This window comes from Delftia acidovorans NBRC 14950 (assembly GCF_001598795.1).
Taxonomy (GTDB): domain Bacteria; phylum Pseudomonadota; class Gammaproteobacteria; order Burkholderiales; family Burkholderiaceae_C; genus Comamonas; species Comamonas acidovorans.
Window position 1 is genome coordinate 81,649 of sequence record NZ_BCZP01000001.1, and the last position, 16,288, is coordinate 97,936.

17 protein-coding genes are annotated in these 16,288 nt (G+C 68.7%); 11 read left to right on the plus strand and 6 right to left on the minus strand.

Annotated features, from left to right (window positions below):
* Positions 1-21: 21 nt before the first annotated feature.
* The 10 genes from DA1_RS00320 to DA1_RS00365 all read left to right on the plus strand — a co-directional run bounded on the left by DA1_RS00320 (position 22) and on the right by DA1_RS00365 (position 8,726).
* Positions 22-837 (plus strand): CsgG/HfaB family protein, encoded by an 816-nt coding sequence (locus DA1_RS00320; RefSeq protein WP_034396886.1) that lies wholly within the window; start codon positions 22-24, stop codon positions 835-837.
* 8 nt (positions 838-845) lie between these two features.
* Entirely contained in the window at positions 846-1,322 is a 477-nt protein-coding gene (gene nudB / locus DA1_RS00325; protein WP_034398928.1) for a dihydroneopterin triphosphate diphosphatase, read from the plus strand.
* Between the two features lie 27 nt (positions 1,323-1,349).
* Complete coding sequence (locus tag DA1_RS00330) at positions 1,350-2,123, plus strand: endonuclease/exonuclease/phosphatase family protein (RefSeq protein ID WP_012207248.1); 774 nt, start codon at positions 1,350-1,352, stop codon at positions 2,121-2,123.
* A 129-nt stretch (positions 2,124-2,252) separates the two neighbouring features.
* Entirely contained in the window at positions 2,253-2,975 is a 723-nt protein-coding gene (gene folE / locus DA1_RS00335) for a GTP cyclohydrolase I (RefSeq protein WP_013800846.1), read from the plus strand.
* A gap of 111 nt (positions 2,976-3,086) precedes the next feature.
* Positions 3,087-3,968 (plus strand): EamA family transporter, encoded by an 882-nt coding sequence (locus DA1_RS00340; RefSeq protein ID WP_034396885.1) that lies wholly within the window; start codon positions 3,087-3,089, stop codon positions 3,966-3,968.
* A gap of 14 nt (positions 3,969-3,982) precedes the next feature.
* The gene (locus tag DA1_RS00345; RefSeq protein ID WP_034396884.1) at positions 3,983-4,846 is read left to right on the plus strand and encodes a DUF429 domain-containing protein; all 864 of its coding nucleotides are present in this window, start codon (positions 3,983-3,985) and stop codon (positions 4,844-4,846) included.
* Between the two features lie 45 nt (positions 4,847-4,891).
* Positions 4,892-5,536, plus strand: a complete 645-nt coding sequence (locus tag DA1_RS00350; protein WP_034396883.1) for a LysE family translocator — start codon at positions 4,892-4,894, stop codon at positions 5,534-5,536.
* A gap of 107 nt (positions 5,537-5,643) precedes the next feature.
* Entirely contained in the window at positions 5,644-6,486 is an 843-nt protein-coding gene (locus DA1_RS00355; protein WP_169807215.1) for an alpha/beta hydrolase, read from the plus strand.
* 58 nt (positions 6,487-6,544) lie between these two features.
* Positions 6,545-7,570, plus strand: a complete 1,026-nt coding sequence (locus DA1_RS00360) for an AraC family transcriptional regulator (RefSeq protein ID WP_034396880.1) — start codon at positions 6,545-6,547, stop codon at positions 7,568-7,570.
* A gap of 142 nt (positions 7,571-7,712) precedes the next feature.
* Positions 7,713-8,726 carry a Bug family tripartite tricarboxylate transporter substrate binding protein gene (locus DA1_RS00365; RefSeq protein ID WP_034396878.1) on the plus strand — a complete coding sequence of 338 codons (1,014 nt, stop codon included), beginning with the start codon at positions 7,713-7,715 and terminating at the stop codon, positions 8,724-8,726.
* On the opposite strand, the gene DA1_RS00370 is transcribed toward DA1_RS00365, so the two are convergent.
* The 6 genes from DA1_RS00370 to DA1_RS00395 form a co-directional block, all read right to left on the minus strand.
* Positions 8,713-10,188: an amidase gene (locus tag DA1_RS00370; RefSeq protein ID WP_034396876.1), complete on the minus strand. Its 1,476-nt coding sequence runs from the start codon at positions 10,186-10,188 to the stop codon at positions 8,713-8,715. The genes DA1_RS00365 and DA1_RS00370 overlap by 14 nt on opposite strands.
* 100 nt (positions 10,189-10,288) lie before the next feature.
* The gene (locus tag DA1_RS00375) at positions 10,289-11,782 is read right to left on the minus strand and encodes an ABC transporter substrate-binding protein (protein WP_034396874.1); all 1,494 of its coding nucleotides are present in this window, start codon (positions 11,780-11,782) and stop codon (positions 10,289-10,291) included.
* A gap of 129 nt (positions 11,783-11,911) precedes the next feature.
* Positions 11,912-12,769, minus strand: coding sequence for an ATP-binding cassette domain-containing protein (locus tag DA1_RS00380; RefSeq protein ID WP_034398924.1), 858 nt, complete (start codon positions 12,767-12,769; stop codon positions 11,912-11,914).
* Positions 12,766-13,818 (minus strand): ABC transporter ATP-binding protein, encoded by a 1,053-nt coding sequence (locus tag DA1_RS00385; protein WP_034396872.1) that lies wholly within the window; start codon positions 13,816-13,818, stop codon positions 12,766-12,768. The genes DA1_RS00380 and DA1_RS00385 overlap by 4 nt, the downstream gene beginning before the upstream one ends.
* Before the next feature lie 15 nt (positions 13,819-13,833).
* Complete coding sequence (locus DA1_RS00390) at positions 13,834-14,757, minus strand: ABC transporter permease (RefSeq protein WP_034396870.1); 924 nt, start codon at positions 14,755-14,757, stop codon at positions 13,834-13,836.
* The gene (locus tag DA1_RS00395; RefSeq protein ID WP_013800857.1) at positions 14,754-15,716 is read right to left on the minus strand and encodes an ABC transporter permease; all 963 of its coding nucleotides are present in this window, start codon (positions 15,714-15,716) and stop codon (positions 14,754-14,756) included. The genes DA1_RS00390 and DA1_RS00395 overlap by 4 nt, the downstream gene beginning before the upstream one ends.
* A 308-nt stretch (positions 15,717-16,024) precedes the next feature.
* Between DA1_RS00395 and DA1_RS00400 the strand changes: the two genes are divergently transcribed.
* Positions 16,025-16,288 carry a YfhL family 4Fe-4S dicluster ferredoxin gene (locus DA1_RS00400; RefSeq protein ID WP_012207234.1) on the plus strand — a complete coding sequence of 88 codons (264 nt, stop codon included), beginning with the start codon at positions 16,025-16,027 and terminating at the stop codon, positions 16,286-16,288.

Here is a 16,288-nt window from a genome sequence, read left to right on the forward strand (position 1 = left end):
TTCTTTTTGCGGAGAGCTTTCATGCGTTTTCAAGTCATTGCATCGGTGGCGCTGGCTGTGCTGGCAGGACTGGGTCTGTCCGGTTGCGGGGAAAAGAAGACCGAGCTGGGGCAGGGCGGCTCGGAGATCACCGGCTCCGCCGGGCCGCTGGGCGCGAACAATGGCTCGCGCGAACTCGTGCGCTGCGACGCGCCCGTGGCCACGCTGGCCCTGGCCGAGAATCCCAACGGCTACGTCATGGGGTCGGGCTACCAGTTGCCCGCCTCGCCCGTGCCGCTGATCAAGCTGCTGGCCCAGCAAAGCGGGTGCTTTCGTGTGGTGGATCGGGGAGCGGGCCTGCGCGGCACGGTGCAGGAGCAGGACCTGAAGAACGCCGGCGTACTGCGCGAGAACTCCACGGTGCGCAAGGGCCGTGGCTATGAGGCGCAATACACGCTGACGCCCAGCCTGACCTTCAGCGAGCAGGACGCGGGCCGGGGTCTGGCCGGCGTGGTTGCCATGATTCCGGTGCTGCGGGACATTGCGGGGCTGGTCGGCATGGTCGAGCAGGTCAAGTTCAAGGAGGCGCAGACCGCGCTGCTGCTGTCGGACAACGAAACCACCGAGCAGGTGGCCGCTGCCACGGGCGCCGCCCGCACCACCGATCTGGGCGTGGGCGGCATGGTGCTGGGCCGCCTGGGCGCGGCGGGCGCGGGCTGGAGCAATACCAACGAGGGCAAGGTCATCGCCGCCGCCTTTCTGGATGCGCACAACCAGCTCGTGCATCAGGTACGCGCGCTGCAGGCCAAGGATCTGCCACCGCCTGTGGCGACCAAAGCGGTCCAGGGCAAGGGCTGATGCCTGCCATGCCAGGCTACAAGATCCCTGAATCGGTGCTGGTCGTCATCTACCGCGATGACGGGCAGGTGCTGCTGATGCGCCGCACGGCACCGGCGCCTGAGGGCGGGGAGTTCTGGCAGTCGGTGACGGGCAGCAAGGACCATGAAGGCGAGTCCTGGCGCGAGACCGCAGTGCGCGAGGTGCGGGAAGAAACCGGCATCGACCCCGAGGCGCCCGGCTGCCTGCTGCAGGACTGGGCGCTGGAGAACATCTACACCATCTACCCGGCCTGGCAGCACCGCTATGCACCCGGTGTATGGCACAACCGCGAGAGGGTTTTCGGCCTGCGGATTCCGTCCTACACCCCTGTGTTCTTGAATCCGAGGGAACATACCGCATCTGCTTGGCATCATTGGCATGACGCTGCCGAGCGCTGCTACTCCCCGTCCAATGCGGAAGCCATCCTGATGCTGCCGCGATTCGCTTCACTGGAGCTGGACTGATCCCGATCCCTGTGTTCCTGACCGCCTATGACTGACAACGTGAAATCCTCCCACGAGGTGGACCCCGGCCCGTCCATACTGCGCGTCGCGACCTACAACATCCACAAGGGCGTGCAAGGCATGGGTCCCGTGCGCCGCCTGGAGATCCACAACCTGGGCCATGCCGTCGAGCAGCTCGATGCCGACATCGTCTGCCTGCAGGAAGTGCGCAAGATGAACCACAAGGAGGCCGCCTACTTCGAGCGCTGGCCCCAGGTCTCGCAGGCGGAGTACCTGGCCCCCCTGGGCTACGAGGCCGTCTACCGCACCAATGCCTACACGCGCCACGGCGAGCATGGCAACGCGCTGCTCACCCGCTGGCCCGTGGTGGGCCACCAGCACGAGGACATCTCCGACCACCGCTTCGAGCAGCGGGGCCTGCTGCATGTGGAGGTGGAAGTGCAGAACCGGCGTGTGCACACCATCGTGGTGCACCTGGGGCTGATCCCCGGCAGCCGCGTGCGCCAGGTCTCCCAGCTCAAGCGCTTCATCGAGCGCGAGGTGCCGCCCGGCGCGCCCGTGGTGGTGGCTGGCGACTTCAACGACTGGGGTGGCCAGATCAAGCGCATGCTTGGCGGTTTCGGCCTGTACGAATACGACGAATTGCCCAGCGTGCCCACCTATCCCTCGCGCCTGCCGCTGGCCCAGCTGGACCACGTCTACGTGCGCGGCCTCACCCCGCTGGGCCTGCATGTGCCCAAGGGACGCATCTGGTGGCGCATGTCCGACCATCTGCCGCTGATTGCCGAATTCCGCCTCTAGCCCCGGGTTCTGTCACACAAGCCATTCTTTTGCTATTGAAATGATAGCTTTCAGCGCGGGCAGAACCTGCGTTTGGGTGGAAAATCCCTTGCGTGCCATGCCGCGGGTTTCGCTGTTACCATGCCAGCCATGTTCAGAGAACTCGTCGACATGAAACAAGACAGCCAGGCCGAGGGCACCCCCGTCTCGGTCAAGATCCGCGAACGGTTGAAGCAGGCGCAAAAGCGCTTTCATGCGAACGACAACATCTCCGAATTCATCGAGCCCGGTGAACTCGAGCTGCTGCTCGACGAAGTCCAGGACAAGATGCAGGGCGTGCTCGACAGCATGGTCATCGACACCACGCACGACCACAACACGCGCGCCACGGCGCGCCGCGTGGCCAAGATGTATGTCAACGAAGTGTTCCGCGGCCGCTATGTGGCGCAGCCCGCCATCACCGAGTTCCCCAACGCCGAGCACCTCAACGAGCTGATGATCGTCGGCCCGATCACGGTGCGCAGCGCCTGCAGCCACCATCTGTGCCCGGTGATCGGCAAGATCTGGATCGGCGTGCTGCCCAACAAGAACACCAATGTCATCGGCCTGTCCAAGTACGCGCGGCTGGTGGACTGGATCATGGGCCGCCCCCAGATCCAGGAAGAGGCCATCATCCAGCTGGCCGACCTGATCCTCGACAAGACCCGCCCCGACGGCCTGGCCGTGGTCATGGAGGCTTCGCACTTTTGCATGTCCTGGCGCGGCGTGCGCGAGATGGACAGCAAGATGCTGAACTCCGTCATGCGCGGCGCCTTCCTCACCAATCCTGAACTGCGCCGCGAGTTCCTCTCGCTGGTGTCCAGCCGCAGGTAAACCCCCGGGGTGGCGTCCTCGGACGCCTCACACAACACCCCAGGCTGCGCAGTGCGCGGCCTTTTTTCTTTCCCGCGCCAAGCCCGAGCCCCGCTTTCCCCGGACCTGCCCATGTCGCTGCAAGCCTTTGCCCTGATCATCGTCGCCGGCCTCATCCATGCCGGCTGGAACATCGTGGCCAAGAAGGCGGGCGGCGACTCGCGCTTCGCCTTCTTCACCTCGATCATCATGATGGTGATCTGGGCACCGCTGGGCTGGTGGGTGGGGCGCGATGTGGTGCCCACATGGGGGCGCAACGAATGGCTGGTGGTGCTGGCCAGCGGCCTGCTGCACGTGGCCTACTACGTGACCTTGCTGCGTGGCTACCGCAGCGCGGACCTCACCGTGGTCTATCCGCTGGCGCGCGGCTCGGGGCCGCTGCTGTCGTCCATGGTGGCGGTGGTGTTCCTGGGGGAGCAGATTTCCTCGCTGGGCGTGCTGGGCATTGCCGGCGTGGTGGTTGGCGTGTTCCTGATCGCGGGCGGCCCCGGCCTGCTGCGCGCACGCCATGACCCCGAAGCGCGCGAGCGGCTGCGGCTGGGCCTTTGGTACGGCCTGCTGACGGGTGCCTTCATCGCCAGCTACACCGTGGTGGACGGCTACGGCGTGAAGATGCTGCTGATGTCGCCCATCCTCATCGACTACATGGGCAACTTCGTGCGCGTATTCCTGCTCGCTCCCGTGGTGCTGCGCGACCTGCCCACTGCGCGCAGTCTGTGGCGCACGCAGTGGCGCTTCGCGGCCCTGGTGGCGTTGATCAGCCCCATCGCCTATGTGCTGGTGCTCTACGCCATGCAGGATGCGCCCATGTCGCACGTGGCGCCTGCGCGCGAAGTCTCCATGCTGTTCGCGGCGCTGATCGGCGGCCACATGCTGCGCGAAGGCGACCGCCTGGCGCGCATTACAGGCGCGGTGTGCATTGCCGTCGGCGTGACGGCGCTGGGCCTGGGCTGAGCGCCATGGCTGCAATGCGGGTGCTGGGCTGCGATTTCAGCAGCCGGCCTACGGCGCGCAAGCCCATCACCATGGCCCTGGGCCGTCTGCTGGCTGGCGACACGGTGGTCCTGCAGGAGCTGCTGGAGTTTGCCTCGCTGGACGCATGGGCTGCCTGGCTGGCCCGGCCCGCCGATTCGGCGCAGTCGGCGCAGTCGGCCTGGGTGGGCGGATTCGACCTGCCTTTCGGCCTGCCGCGCGAACTGGTGGAGCAACTGGGCTGGCCCACGGACTGGGCGGCCTGCATGGATCACTACGCCGGCCTCACGCGCCAGGCCATACGCGAGCAGTTCAGGGCCTTTTGCGCGGCGCGGCCCGCAGGCGGCAAGTTCGCGCACCGCGCCACGGACGGGCCTGCGGGGGCCAGCCCTTCCATGAAATGGGTGAACCCGCCCGTGGCCTACATGCTGCATGCCGGGCTGCCCTTGCTGCGCGCGGCCGGCGTGCATCTGCCGGGCCTGCAACGGCCAGGCGAAGGCGATGCGCGCCGCGTGGCGCTGGAAGCCTACCCGGGCATGCTGGCGCGCGCCGTGATCGGGCGCCGCAGCTACAAAAGCGACGAGCCCGCACGGCAAACGCCCGAACGCCATCAGGCGCGTGTGCAATTGCTGGCGGCGCTGGAGAGCGGCGACAACCCGCTGGCGCTGCGCCTGCGTATCGACGCCGAAGAAGCCCGCAACCAGTTGCTGGCGGACGGCAGCGGAGACCGGCTGGACGCCGTGATCTGCATGCTGCAGGCCGCCTGGGCCGCGGCCCGCCATGCGCAGGGCGATGCGCTCTACGGATTGCCGCACGACCTGGACCCGCTGGAAGGCTGGATCGTCACGGCGCAAGCCTGACCCAAGCCGCGCTGGAACATGCGATGAATCGAAAAGAGAGAAGTGATGCCGACCTTTGAAACCCTGCTGGCCTTTTTCGGCGTGGCCGTGCTGCTGGGCCTGAGCCCGGGGCCTGACAACCTGTTCGTGCTCATGCAATCGGCCCAGCGCGGCTGGCGCGTGGGACTGTGCGTGGTGATGGGCCTGTGCCTGGGGCTGGTGGTGCATACGGCGGCGGTTGCGTTGGGCCTGGCGGCGCTGGTGGCTGCATCGCCCCTGCTGTTCACCGCCATCAAGCTGTGCGGCGCGGCCTATCTGGCCTGGCTGGCCTGGGGCGCGCTGCGCGCCGTGGCCCGGCCGGGCGAGATGCCGCAGGCCGGCGCAGCCGACCCGCTGACCCCCGCACGGGCACTGCGCTGGGTGGGGCGTGGCGTGGTGATGAACCTCACCAATCCCAAGGTGCTGATCTTCTTCCTGGCCTTTCTGCCGCAGTTCGCGGACCCCGCACGCGGCAGCGTGGCCACCCAGGTAATGGTGCTGGGCTGCGTGTTCATGCTGGCGGCGCTGCTGGTGTTCGGCGCCATCGCCTGCTGTTCGGGCTGGTTCGGCGTGTTGCTTCAGCGCTCCGTGCGCGCCCAGAACTGGCTCAACCGCGTGGCCGGGCTGGTCTTTCTGGGCATGGCTGTGCGGCTGGCCCTGGTGCAGCGTTAGGAATACTCTGCTTTTCGCTGCGGGCCACGGCGCAAGGGCCGGGCCGTGGCACAGTCCACGCCATGCTTTCCCGATTGCGCAATCTTTCATGGCCTGCCGCCTTGCTGATGGCCGGATTGTCCGGACTGGCCCTGCTGATGGTGGCGGCCTGGCTGGTGGGCAGCCTGTTGAGCCAGCCGGACCACCAGCCTGTCGGCGCGCCGCCCGCGGACTGGCCGGTCCAGACGCTGCAGTTGCCCACCGACGAGGGCGGGCAGGTCCGGGGCTGGTTCGCCAAGGGGCAGCCGGGCCATGGGGCCGTGCTGCTGCTGCACGGCGTGTACGCAGACCGGCTGGCCATGCTGGCGCGTGCGCGCATGCTCCATCGGCAGGGGTACTCCGTCTGCCTGATCGACCTGCCCGCGCACGGCGAAAGCAGTGGCGAGCGCATCAGCTTCGGCATGGTCGAAGGCGCAGGCGTGCGTGCCGCCATGGCCTATGTGCGGCAGCAACTGCCGGGCGAGAAGGTGGCGGTGATCGGCACATCGCTGGGCGGCGCGGCCCTGCTTTTGTCCCATGTGGCGCCGGGGCCGGATGCGGTGGTGCTGGAGTCCGTGTTCCCCGACATCCGGCAGGCCATAGACAACCGCGTGCGTGCGCACATCGGCTGGCTGGCGGACGTGGTCACGCCCTTGCTGGCGTGGCAGCTGCCGCTGCGCCTGCATCTGGAGCTGGCGCAACTGCGTCCCATCGACCATGTGAAGGCGCTGGGCGCTCCCGTGCTGATCGCGGCCGGCCTGCAGGACCGGCACACCACGCCCGCAGAAACCCGCGAACTGTTCGATGCGGCGCGTGAGCCCAAGGCGCTGTGGATGGTGGAAGGCGCCGCGCATGTGGACCTGTACGACTACGCGCCCAAGCCCTACGAGCAGCGGGTGCTGGGATTCCTGGATCGATATCTGGGCCATTGATGGAGACAATGGCGGGCAGGCCTTGACCTGCCCATCTGACGCCGTCTCCACCAAGCCCATGCCACAGACCACGGCCCACACCATTGCCATTGCCCAGGTCCTGCAGATCGTGCAGGGCGTGCAGCGCAATGGCATGGATGTGCCAGCCATCCTGCGCCGCGCCGGCATTGCGCCGGCCCTGCTGGATGCGCCGCTGTCGCGCGTGACCCAGGCGCAGTACGCGGCGCTGATCCGCGTGCTGCGCCGCGTTTGCCGCGACGAGCTGTGGGGCCTGTGCCGCCATCCGCTGCCCGTGGGCAGTTTTGCCCAGGCCTGCCGCACCATGCTGCCCTGCCGCACGCTGGGCGAGGCATTGCAGGCCGGGCTGCGTTTCTACCGCCTGGTGCTGCGCGACTTCGCTCCCCGGCTGCAGGTGGTGGACGGCGTGGCCCGCATCGCCATGGTGTCGCTGCGCGAGCGTGATGCGCCGCTGGCCTATGCCGAGCGTTCCTTTTGCTTTCTGGGCTATGGCGTCATGTCCTGGCTGGTGTCGCGCAGGATTGAGCTGACGGGCGTGTGTGCACCGGCCGGAGCCAGCATGCCGTATGGCACGGAGGCGCAGCGCCTGTTCCTGGCGCCGCTGCAGCGGGACCGCGACTTCACGGGGCTGGAGTTCGAGGCGCGCTGGCTGGAGCTGCCCGTGGTGCAGACCCCGGAGAGCCTGGCCGAATTCCTGGACCAGGCGGCCATGGGTCTGGTGATCCGCTACCGCGACCGCACGCGCCTGGGCGAGCGCATCCGCCGCCTGCTGCGCCGCGATCTGGCGGGGGAGCTGCCTTCGCTGGAGCAGGTGGGCGCCGCGCTGTCCATGACACCGCAGACGCTGCGCCGCCGCCTGCGCGACGAAGGCCTGGGCTTCCAATCCCTCAAGGACGACCTGCGCCGCGACGCCGCCATCGAATTGCTGAACCGCCCGGATCTGACCCTGGCCGACATTGCGGCCCGCGTGGGGTTTGCGGAGGCCAGCACCTTTCACCGCGCCTTCAAGGGCTGGACCGGCCTGCCGCCGGGCGCCTACCGGCAGGCCCAGCATCGCGGCCGTTGATCTTTTTTGCCAATCATTTTGAGACGATCGGCGATTGGTGGCTGAAGGCCCGGTGGCCACACTGTCCATGGACCCTGCCACTGCGGCAGGGCACACCGCCCCGCCAACGAGGGCGGAGCACCGAAGGACAAGGAGACAAGCCATGGAATCGAGCCGACGCGGCTGCCTGCGGGCGGCGCTGGCATGCGCCGCCAGCGCCTCACTGGGTGCCGCCCTGGGAACGGCATCGCCGATCGCCTTTGCACAGCCGGCAGGCGGTGCCTATCCGTCCAAGCCGCTGCGCATGGTGATTCCCTATCCGGCGGGTGGCGGCACGGACATCATCGGCCGCATCATTGCCCAGCAACTGAGCCAGGCCTGGGGCCAGCCCGTGGTGGTGGAGAACCGGCCGGGCTCCAGCGGCATCATCGGCGGTGACGTGGTGGCCAAGTCGGCGCCCGATGGCTATACGCTGCTGCTGGGGATCACGGCCATGATCCAGTCGCCGGCGCTGTACGCAAAGATGCCCTATGACGTGCTCAGGGACTTTGCCCCCGTATCGCAGGTGGCCCTGTCCTCGGACCTGTTCGTGGTGCCGCGCGACGTGCCGGCCACGACGCTGCAGGAGTTCATCGCCCTGGTCAAGGCCCATCCGGGCAAGTACAGCAACGGCAACTACGGCAACGGCACCTCCTCGCACATGCATGGCGAGCTGCTGCGTGCCAGGGCCGGGCTGGATCTGGCGCTGATTCCCTACAAGGGCGCGGCGCCGCTGGTCAACGATGTGCTGGGCGGGCAGCTGTCGTCGGGCTTCATCGACGTGTCCTCGGCCAATGCGCACCTGAAGTCCGAAAAGATCCGCATCCTGGCCATCACCGGCATGCAGCGCCATCCGGCGCTGCCCGATGTGCCCACCTTTGCCGAGTTGGGGCTGGCGGGCTTCGAGGCCAATGGCTGGTTCGCCACCTTCGTGGCGGCGGGAACGCCCCGGCCCATCGTGGACAAGCTCTCGGCCGAGGTGCGGCGCATTGTGGCCTCGCCCGAACTCAGCGGCCGCCTGGCGGCCATGGGGCTGCGCCCGGTGGGCGGTACGCCCGAGGAGCTGTCAGCGGCCATGGCGCGCGACCTGCCGCGCTGGGCGCGCATCGTCAAGGATGCGGGAATCAGGCTGGAGTAGCCGGCGCTGCCCGTGCCCGTGCCCTGTCTTCGCTGTCGCCAGTGCCCTGGCCCGGAGGCAGGGGCTGTGGCCAGGCAGGCTGCGGCGGCCGCAGCTGCTCCAGCACACGGCTGAGCCGCAGCACGCCCAGGTCGTCAAAGCGCCGGCCCGCGATCTGCACGCCGATGGGCAACTGCCCGTCATGCCCGCAGGGCACGGACGCGGCGGGCTGCTCGGACATGTTGTAGGGCACGGTGAAGGCAATGTGCTCCAGCGGTCGCAGCGGGTCGTTGGTGGGGCTGGGCAGGTGGGCCGGGAAAGCCGTGATGGGCGCCACGGGCGACAGCACATAGTCGAAGGCCGCCGTGGCACGCACCGTGGCCACGCGCAGCAGGTGCGATTGCTGGCTGGCCACGAACAGCTGGGTGGCGGTGATGGACCCGGCACTGTCGGCCCAGTCGCGGATGAAGGGCAGGACCACGCGGCGCTGGGCGTCCGGCAGCGACTGCATTTCCACATGCGAGCGCATGCGCCAGAAATGGTCGAGGCCGTCGAGCATGTCGCGGGTGAGCCAGGGCTGGATGATCTCGATATGGGCACCGGCCGATTCCAGCCAGGCCGCAGCCTGCTCCACCACGGCACGCACGCGGGGCTGCAAGGGCAGGCCGCAGCCGGCATCCAGCAGCAGGCCTATGCGCAGGCCGCGCACCTGGGCGGGGTCCATGTCGAAGCCGCTCCAGGCAATGTCCTGGTGCGGCAGGCCCATGCTGTCGCGCGCATCGGACAGGGACAGGGCCTGCATCATCAGCGCGGCATCGGCCACGCTGCGCGTCATGGGGCCGGCGCAGCGGCCGGTGTAGGGCGGGTCTATGGGCACGCGGCCCAGGCTGGGCTTGAGGCCGAAGATGCCGCACCAGCCTGCGGGCAGGCGGATGGAGCCGCCAATGTCCGTGCCCACATGCAGCGGCCCGTAGCCGGCCGCCGCAGCGGCGCCCGCGCCTGCGCTGGAGCCGCCCGGCGTCTTGTCCAGATCCCAGGGGTTGAAGGTGTTGCCGTGCAGCGAGGACAGGCCCGAGGACAGCATGCCGTAGTCGGGCATGGTGGTCTTGGCGAAGAGGATGGCGCCCGCTTCGCGCAGCCGCGCAGCGGGCGGTGCGTCCAGCGGCGCGGCGACCTGGGGTGTGGCGGCCGTGCCCACGGGGGTGGGGTCGCCGCGCGTGGCGATGTTGTCCTTGACCGTGGCGGGGACGCCGTCGAGCAGGCCTGCCGGCTCGCCGCGCAGCCAGCGGGCCTCGCTGGCGCGTGCCTGGGCCAGTGCGGCCTCGGGGCGCAGCAGGTAGGTTGCGCCCAGGGCCGGCTCCCAGCGCTGCACATGGGCCAGCAGCTCGTGCATGACCTCGACGGGCGAGAGGCTGCGCTCCCGGTAGGCGCGCAGCAGCGCATGGGCGGGTAGGTCGTGCAGGGCCTGTGTCGTTCCAGTCATCGCGGCTTCCTTGAGGATGGTGGTTCCAGCGGCAGATCTGCTGCAGTTTGGACCGGGGCCACCGGCGCGCCTGTCGCCTGTGGCTCAGCCGGTGCGCGGTTCAGGTGGCCCAGGACAGTGCCGAGAGATCGTTGACGAAGATGGGCATGTCCTTCCACAGTCCGCGCAGATTCTTGTTGGCCACGGTGACCCATTGCGGCGTGTAGAGGAAGGCGTGCACGCAATCCTGGGCCAGCAGGCGCTGGGCATCGCCCAGCAGGCGCGAGCGGTCGGCGGGGCGCGAGGCATTCTTGATCTTGTCGTACAGCTCGTTGAACTGGGACGACTGGTAGCCCCAGTAGTAGTCGGGCTTGGCGAAGTTGCCCAGGTCGAAGGGCTCGACATGGGAGATCAGCGTCAGGTCGTAGTTCTTGAGGGTGTAGGTGCCCGACAGCCACTGCGCCCATTCGACGTTCTGCAGCTTGGCGCGGATGCCGATCTTGGCCAGCTGCGCGGCAATCACTTCGCCGCCCTGGCGCGCGTAGGGCGTGGGCGGCAGCGTCATGGTCAGCTCCAGCGGGGTCTTGACGCCGGCCTCGGCCAGCAGCGCCTTGGCCTTTTCCACGTCGAAGGGGTTGATGCCCGTGGTGTCCACGTAGCCGAAGGCCGTGGGCACGTAGTAGCTGCCGATGGGCAGGCCGTAGCCGTCGCCCGCGCCGTCGATCACGGCCTTGCGGTCGATGGCCGCGGCGATGGCGCGGCGCACGCGCGCGTCGCCCAGGGGCTTGCGTGCGTTGTTCATGGCCAGGATGGTCTTGGCGCGCGAGCCGCTGACCACGACCTGGAAGCGCCCGTTGGCCTTGAACTGGGCCACGCTGCGCGGCGTCACGCGCGGGAAGGCATCGACGTCGCCAGCCAGCAGCGCAGCGACCTGGGCCGCAGGGTCCGAGATGAAGCGAAAGCTGGCGCGGCGAATCCGCAGGCCGGAGGCCATGCGGTGCTGCGGCCAGGCCGTGAGCGTGACCGAGGCGCCCTTGTTCCAGTTGCCCAACTGGTAGGGGCCCGTGCCCACAGGGCGCGTGGCGTTGGTGGCCGCGCTCTTGGGCTCGACGATGATGGACGTCGCCTGGCCGAGCACGAAGAGGAAGTCGGGATCGATGTCCTTGTTGATCACGACCACGGTATGGTCGTCCACCACGCGCGTGGACAGGGAGGCGAAGGTCCGCTTGTCCTTGTTGGTGCTCTTGTCGTCGCCCGCCCGGTCGAAGGAGTACTTCACGCTGTGTGCGTTGCAGGGCTCGCCGTTCTGAAAACTCACGCCCTTGCGCAGGCGAAAGGTGTAGGTCTTGAGGTCGGGCGAGACCTCCCAGCTCTCGGCCAGCAGCGGCGAGACGCTGCCGTCCGGGTTGATCTTGGTCAGCGTCTCGAACAGGTTGTAGAGCACGATCTCGCCGATGGAAGATGCGGCGCCGGCCGTGGGGTCCAGCCCCGGGGGCTCCAGCGTCATCGCCAGCGTGATGCTGTCCTTGCGGCTCTGGGCCAGCGCAGGCCAGGGCATCAGCAGGGGCAGGCCGGCAGCAGCGGAGCTGGCCAGCAGGGAACGGCGGTTGAACATGAACAGGTCTCCGGAAATTCTTGCAGATGGTTCTCGGGCCGCTGTCTGCGGCCTGCAGCAGTGTTTTTACACCACGGCGCACGGGTGCGTGGCCCTGGGGGCCTGGTCCGCGCGGGCGGCCGTCAGCTTTCAGGCCCGGTGCTGCAGGGCGATGCGCGGCACGGCCCGGACCAGGGCCTGCGTATACGGGTGCTGCGGGGCGTGGAACAGCTGCTGCGGCGCTCCGCGCTCGACGATGCGGCCCTCGCTCAGCACGATGGCGTCGTCGCACAGGTGCTGGACCACGGCCAGGTCGTGGCTGATGAACAGATAGGACAGGCCCAACTGCTGCTGCAGATCGTGCAGCAGGTTCAGCACCTGGGCCTGCACCGAGACGTCCAGCGCACTCACGGGCTCATCGGCCACGATGAGGCGGGGCCGTGTGATCAATGCCCGCGCAATGGCGATGCGCTGGCGCTGGCCGCCCGAGAACTCGTGCGGGTACTTGTCCAGATCCTGCGCGCGCAGGCCGACCTGTTCCAGCGTGGCGCGGGCCTGGTCGCGCCGGGCGCTGCGTTCGGGTGACGCAGGCTGGGCGAGCAGGGGTTCGCAGACGATGTGCTCCACCGTCATGCGCGGGTCCAGCGAGCCGTAGGGGTCCTGGAACACCATCTGGAAGTCGCGGCGTGCCGTCCGCAGTGCCTGGCGACCCAACTGGTGCAGATCCTGGCCCAGCAGCCGTACGCTGCCGGCGCTGGGCGTGTCCAGCGCCATGACCAGGCGTGCCAGCGTGGACTTGCCTGAGCCCGACTCGCCCACCACCCCCAGGCTGCGCCCCGCCGTCAGCGTGAAATCCACGCCGCGCAGCGCATGCACCTGCTCCGGCGCGCGCCACAGCGACCGGCGCGGCAGCTGGTAGCTGCGGGCCAGGCCTGTCACTTGCAGCAGGGGTACATCGGAGGCCGGTGACGTCTGGCCCGGTGGCGTCTGGAGGGGGTGCCTTGTCATGCGCATTCCTGTGCAGGCAGGCCCTGTGCAATGGCCTCGGGGCGCAGGCAGCGCACCACATGCGGCTGTGCCCAGGCCTGCAGGGATGCGGGCGTGGGCCGCTGCGGGCGCTCCAGTACCACGGGGCGCGGGCGCTCGCTGTGGCAGGTCGGCTCGGTGAAGCTGCAGCGGCCCGCGAAGGCGCAGCCGGCCGGCAGGTCCACCAGCTCGGGCACGGTGCCGGCAATGGTGGGCAGCCGGGCCGGCGGCAGGCTGCCTGGGGCGGACAGGTCCAGCTGGGGCCTGGCCGCGAACAGGCCGCGCGTATAGGGATGGGCGCGGCGCGCGAAGATGGCCTCGGTCATGCCGCTTTCGACCACGCTGCCGCCGTACATGACCAGCAACTGCTCCACGTTCTGCGCGATCACGCCCAGGTCGTGCGAGATCAGCAGCAGGGCCATGGAATGCTCGGCCACCAATTCCTGCAGCAGGTCCAGGATTTGCTGCTGAACGGTCACGTCCAGCGCCGTCGTGGGTTCGTCGGCAATCAGCAGGTCGGGCCCGCAGGCCAGGGCCATGGCGATGGTGATGCGCTGGCGCTGGCCGCCCGAGAACTGGTGCGGATAGTCGTCATAGCGCTGGGCCGCACGGGCAATGCCCACGCGCTCCAGCAGCGCCACCGCATGCGCGCGCGCGGCCTGGCGGCCCAGGCGCAGGTGATGGCGCAGCGGCTCGGCCACCTGGCGGCCGATGCCGTGCACGGGGTTCAATGCCGTCATCGGCTCCTGGAACACCATGGCCATGCGGTTGCCGCGCAGGCGGCGCAGCGCGTTCTCGTCCATGTCCAGCAGCTCCTTGCCGTTGAGCTGGATGCTGCCGTCCACCTGCGCATGCTCTGGCAGCAGGCCCATCAGCGCCAGGGCGGTCAGCGACTTGCCGCAGCCCGACTCGCCGATCAGGCCCAGCGTGGCGCCGCGCTCCAGGATGAACTCCAGGTTCTGCACGGCGCGCGCGCGGCCGCGCGGGGTCTGCAAGGTGATGGTGAGGCCGGAGACTTCGAGCAGGGGCATGGGCGCGTGCCTTCCTCAGCGCTGGCGCGACAGGCGCGGGTCGAGCAGATCGCGCAGCCCGTCGCCCAGCAGGTTGAGCCCGAGCACCGACAGCGCAATGGCCAGGCCCGGCCACACGGCCAGCAGCGGTGCCTGGAACATGAGGGTCTGCGCCTCGCTGAGCATGCGGCCCCAGGAGGCCTGGGGCGGCTGAGTGCCCAGGCCCAGATAGGACAGCGCGGCCTCGGCCAGAATGGCCAGCGCGAACTGGATGGTGGCCTGCACCACCAGTACAGGCAGGATGTTGGGCAGCACATGGCGCCAGGTGATGCTGGCGCGGCCATGGCCGCAGGCGCGTGCGGCCAGCACGTATTCGCGCGCCCACACGGCCTTGGCCGATGCCCGCGTGATGCGCGCGAAGGTGGGAATGTTGAAGATGCCGATGGCAATGATGGCGTTGACGATGCCCGCGCCGAACACGGCCGTGAGCATGATGGCCGATAGCAGCGCGGGAAAGGCAAAGCTGAAATCGGCCAGCCGCATGATGGTCTCTTCCACCCAGCCCCTGCAGGCTGCCGCGACCAGGCCCAGCGCCACACCCATCGACAGCCCGATGCCCACGGCAATCACGCCGACCAGGATGGAGCTGCGCGCGCCCAGGAACAGCAGCGAGGCCACGTCCCGCCCATAGGCGTCGGTGCCCAGCCAGTGCAGGGCGCCCGGTGCAGCCAGCTTGGCGTCCATGTCCATGTCGTAGGCAGAGCCCGGCGTCCACCAGAAAGACAGCAGGGCCGTGAGCAGCAGCAGCGCGGTCAGCACCGCTCCCAGCAGGAAGCTGCGGTGGCCCAGCATGCGCCGGCCCGCTCCGGCGGGCGCGCCCAGGGTGACGGCCCGCGTGGGCCGATGGCCCGCTTGCGAGGCGGAGGGCGGGGGCGAAGGAGGGCTGTGCGGCTGACTCATACGTCGCTGGCCTCGATGCGCGGATCGATGGCCGCGTACAGCACGTCCACGATGAAGTTGATGACCACCACCATGGCTGCCAGCAGCAGCACGCAGTTGCGCACCACGATCAGGTCACGGTTGGCGATGGACTGGAAGATCAGCCGGCCCAGGCCCGGCAGGTAGAACACGTTCTCCACCACGATGGTGCCGGCCAGCAGCTGGGCGAACTGCAGGCCCATGACCGTGAGCACGGGAATCATGGCGTTGCGCAGCACATGGCCCCAGAGCACGGCACGGCGCGACAGTCCCTTGGCGCGGGCCGTGCGCACGAAGTCCTCGCGCAGCACCTCCAGCACGGCCGAGCGCGTGATGCGCGCCAGGATGGCCGCCTGCACCACGGCCAGCGAGATGGCCGGCAGCAGCAGCGCCTGCAGTGCCTGCAGCGGGCCGCCGCCGTCGGCCTCGCTCCAGCCGGGAAAGCCGCCGGCGGAAAACCATTGCAGCTTCACCGAGAACACCAGGATCAGCAGGATGGCAAACCAGAAATTGGGGATGGCGATGCCGACCTGTGCCAGGCCCATGATGCCCAGATCGCCCCAGCGGTTGTGGCGCGATGCGGCATAGATGCCGGCGGCCAGTGCCAGCACGGTCGTGATGAGCATGGCCATCACGGCCAGCGGCACGGTGACGGCCAGCCGCTCCAGCACCAGCTCGCTGACCGGTGTGCTGTAGGCGTAGCTCAGTCCCATGTCGCCGTGCAGCAGCCCCTGCAGCCACTGCAGGTAGCGCTGCCAGGCCGGCTGGTCCAGCCCCAGTTGCACGGCCAGCGCCTGCACCGCCTCGGGCGCGGCATCGGGGCCCATCAGCGTCTGGGCGGCATTGCCGGGCAGCACTTCCAGTACGCCGAAAACCACGGCCGATGCGCCCAGCAGCGTGGCTGCCAGCATCAGCAGGCGCTTGAGCAGAAAGATGCTCATGGGCAATTGGCCTCGGCAGGGTGGGTGGCGGTCACGTCGGCGGAGTGGGTGGGTTGTTCTTGGAAGGGCCCGAATGGTACTGCGCACGGCCCATGCGCGCAGCATAGCGGCCTTTGAAGCGGCAGGGCCCCGATGGACGGGGACGCGGCCATCGATTTCAGGGCGCCGGGCTTGCCCGTGCAGCCTCCATGCTTATGTGGGGGACAGGATAATGGCGGCATGACTGATGCCACCTTGCTGCAAGGCCCGTTCGGGGCGCATGGGCCCGCCCGGCCCGGAGCGTGGCTGGCACTTGCGAGGGACCTGCCATGGCTTTGATGATCACCGACGAATGCATCAACTGCGATGTCTGCGAGCCCGAGTGCCCGAACGATGCGATCTCCATGGGCGAGGAGTACTACGAGATCGAGCACAGCAAGTGCACGGAGTGCGTGGGCCATTTCGATGAGCCCCAGTGCGTGCAGATCTGCCCGGTGGCCTGCATTCCCGTGAATCCCGCCCATGTGGAAGACCGCGAGACGCTGATGCAAAAGTACCTGCGCCTGCAGTCCCAGGCTCCCGCTTCTTCCTGA

Coding starts and splice junctions, on each gene's coding strand:
- DA1_RS00345 (WP_034396884.1), top strand. CDS start 3,983: ATGCGGGTGCTGGGCTGCGATTTCAGCAGCCGGCCTACGGCGCGCAAG.
- DA1_RS00330 (WP_012207248.1), top strand. CDS start 1,350: ATGACTGACAACGTGAAATCCTCCCACGAGGTGGACCCCGGCCCGTCC.
- DA1_RS00350 (WP_034396883.1), top strand. CDS start 4,892: ATGCCGACCTTTGAAACCCTGCTGGCCTTTTTCGGCGTGGCCGTGCTG.
- DA1_RS00360 (WP_034396880.1), top strand. CDS start 6,545: ATGCCACAGACCACGGCCCACACCATTGCCATTGCCCAGGTCCTGCAG.
- DA1_RS00385 (WP_034396872.1), bottom strand. CDS start 13,818: ATGCCCCTGCTCGAAGTCTCCGGCCTCACCATCACCTTGCAGACCCCG.
- DA1_RS00395 (WP_013800857.1), bottom strand. CDS start 15,716: ATGAGCATCTTTCTGCTCAAGCGCCTGCTGATGCTGGCAGCCACGCTG.
- DA1_RS00340 (WP_034396885.1), top strand. CDS start 3,087: ATGTCGCTGCAAGCCTTTGCCCTGATCATCGTCGCCGGCCTCATCCAT.
- folE (WP_013800846.1), top strand. CDS start 2,253: ATGTTCAGAGAACTCGTCGACATGAAACAAGACAGCCAGGCCGAGGGC.
- DA1_RS00355 (WP_169807215.1), top strand. CDS start 5,644: ATGGCCGGATTGTCCGGACTGGCCCTGCTGATGGTGGCGGCCTGGCTG.
- DA1_RS00400 (WP_012207234.1), top strand. CDS start 16,025: ATGGCTTTGATGATCACCGACGAATGCATCAACTGCGATGTCTGCGAG.
- DA1_RS00380 (WP_034398924.1), bottom strand. CDS start 12,769: ATGACAAGGCACCCCCTCCAGACGCCACCGGGCCAGACGTCACCGGCC.
- DA1_RS00370 (WP_034396876.1), bottom strand. CDS start 10,188: ATGACTGGAACGACACAGGCCCTGCACGACCTACCCGCCCATGCGCTG.
- DA1_RS00365 (WP_034396878.1), top strand. CDS start 7,713: ATGGAATCGAGCCGACGCGGCTGCCTGCGGGCGGCGCTGGCATGCGCC.
- DA1_RS00320 (WP_034396886.1), top strand. CDS start 22: ATGCGTTTTCAAGTCATTGCATCGGTGGCGCTGGCTGTGCTGGCAGGA.
- DA1_RS00375 (WP_034396874.1), bottom strand. CDS start 11,782: ATGTTCAACCGCCGTTCCCTGCTGGCCAGCTCCGCTGCTGCCGGCCTG.
- DA1_RS00390 (WP_034396870.1), bottom strand. CDS start 14,757: ATGAGTCAGCCGCACAGCCCTCCTTCGCCCCCGCCCTCCGCCTCGCAA.
- nudB (WP_034398928.1), top strand. CDS start 846: ATGCCAGGCTACAAGATCCCTGAATCGGTGCTGGTCGTCATCTACCGC.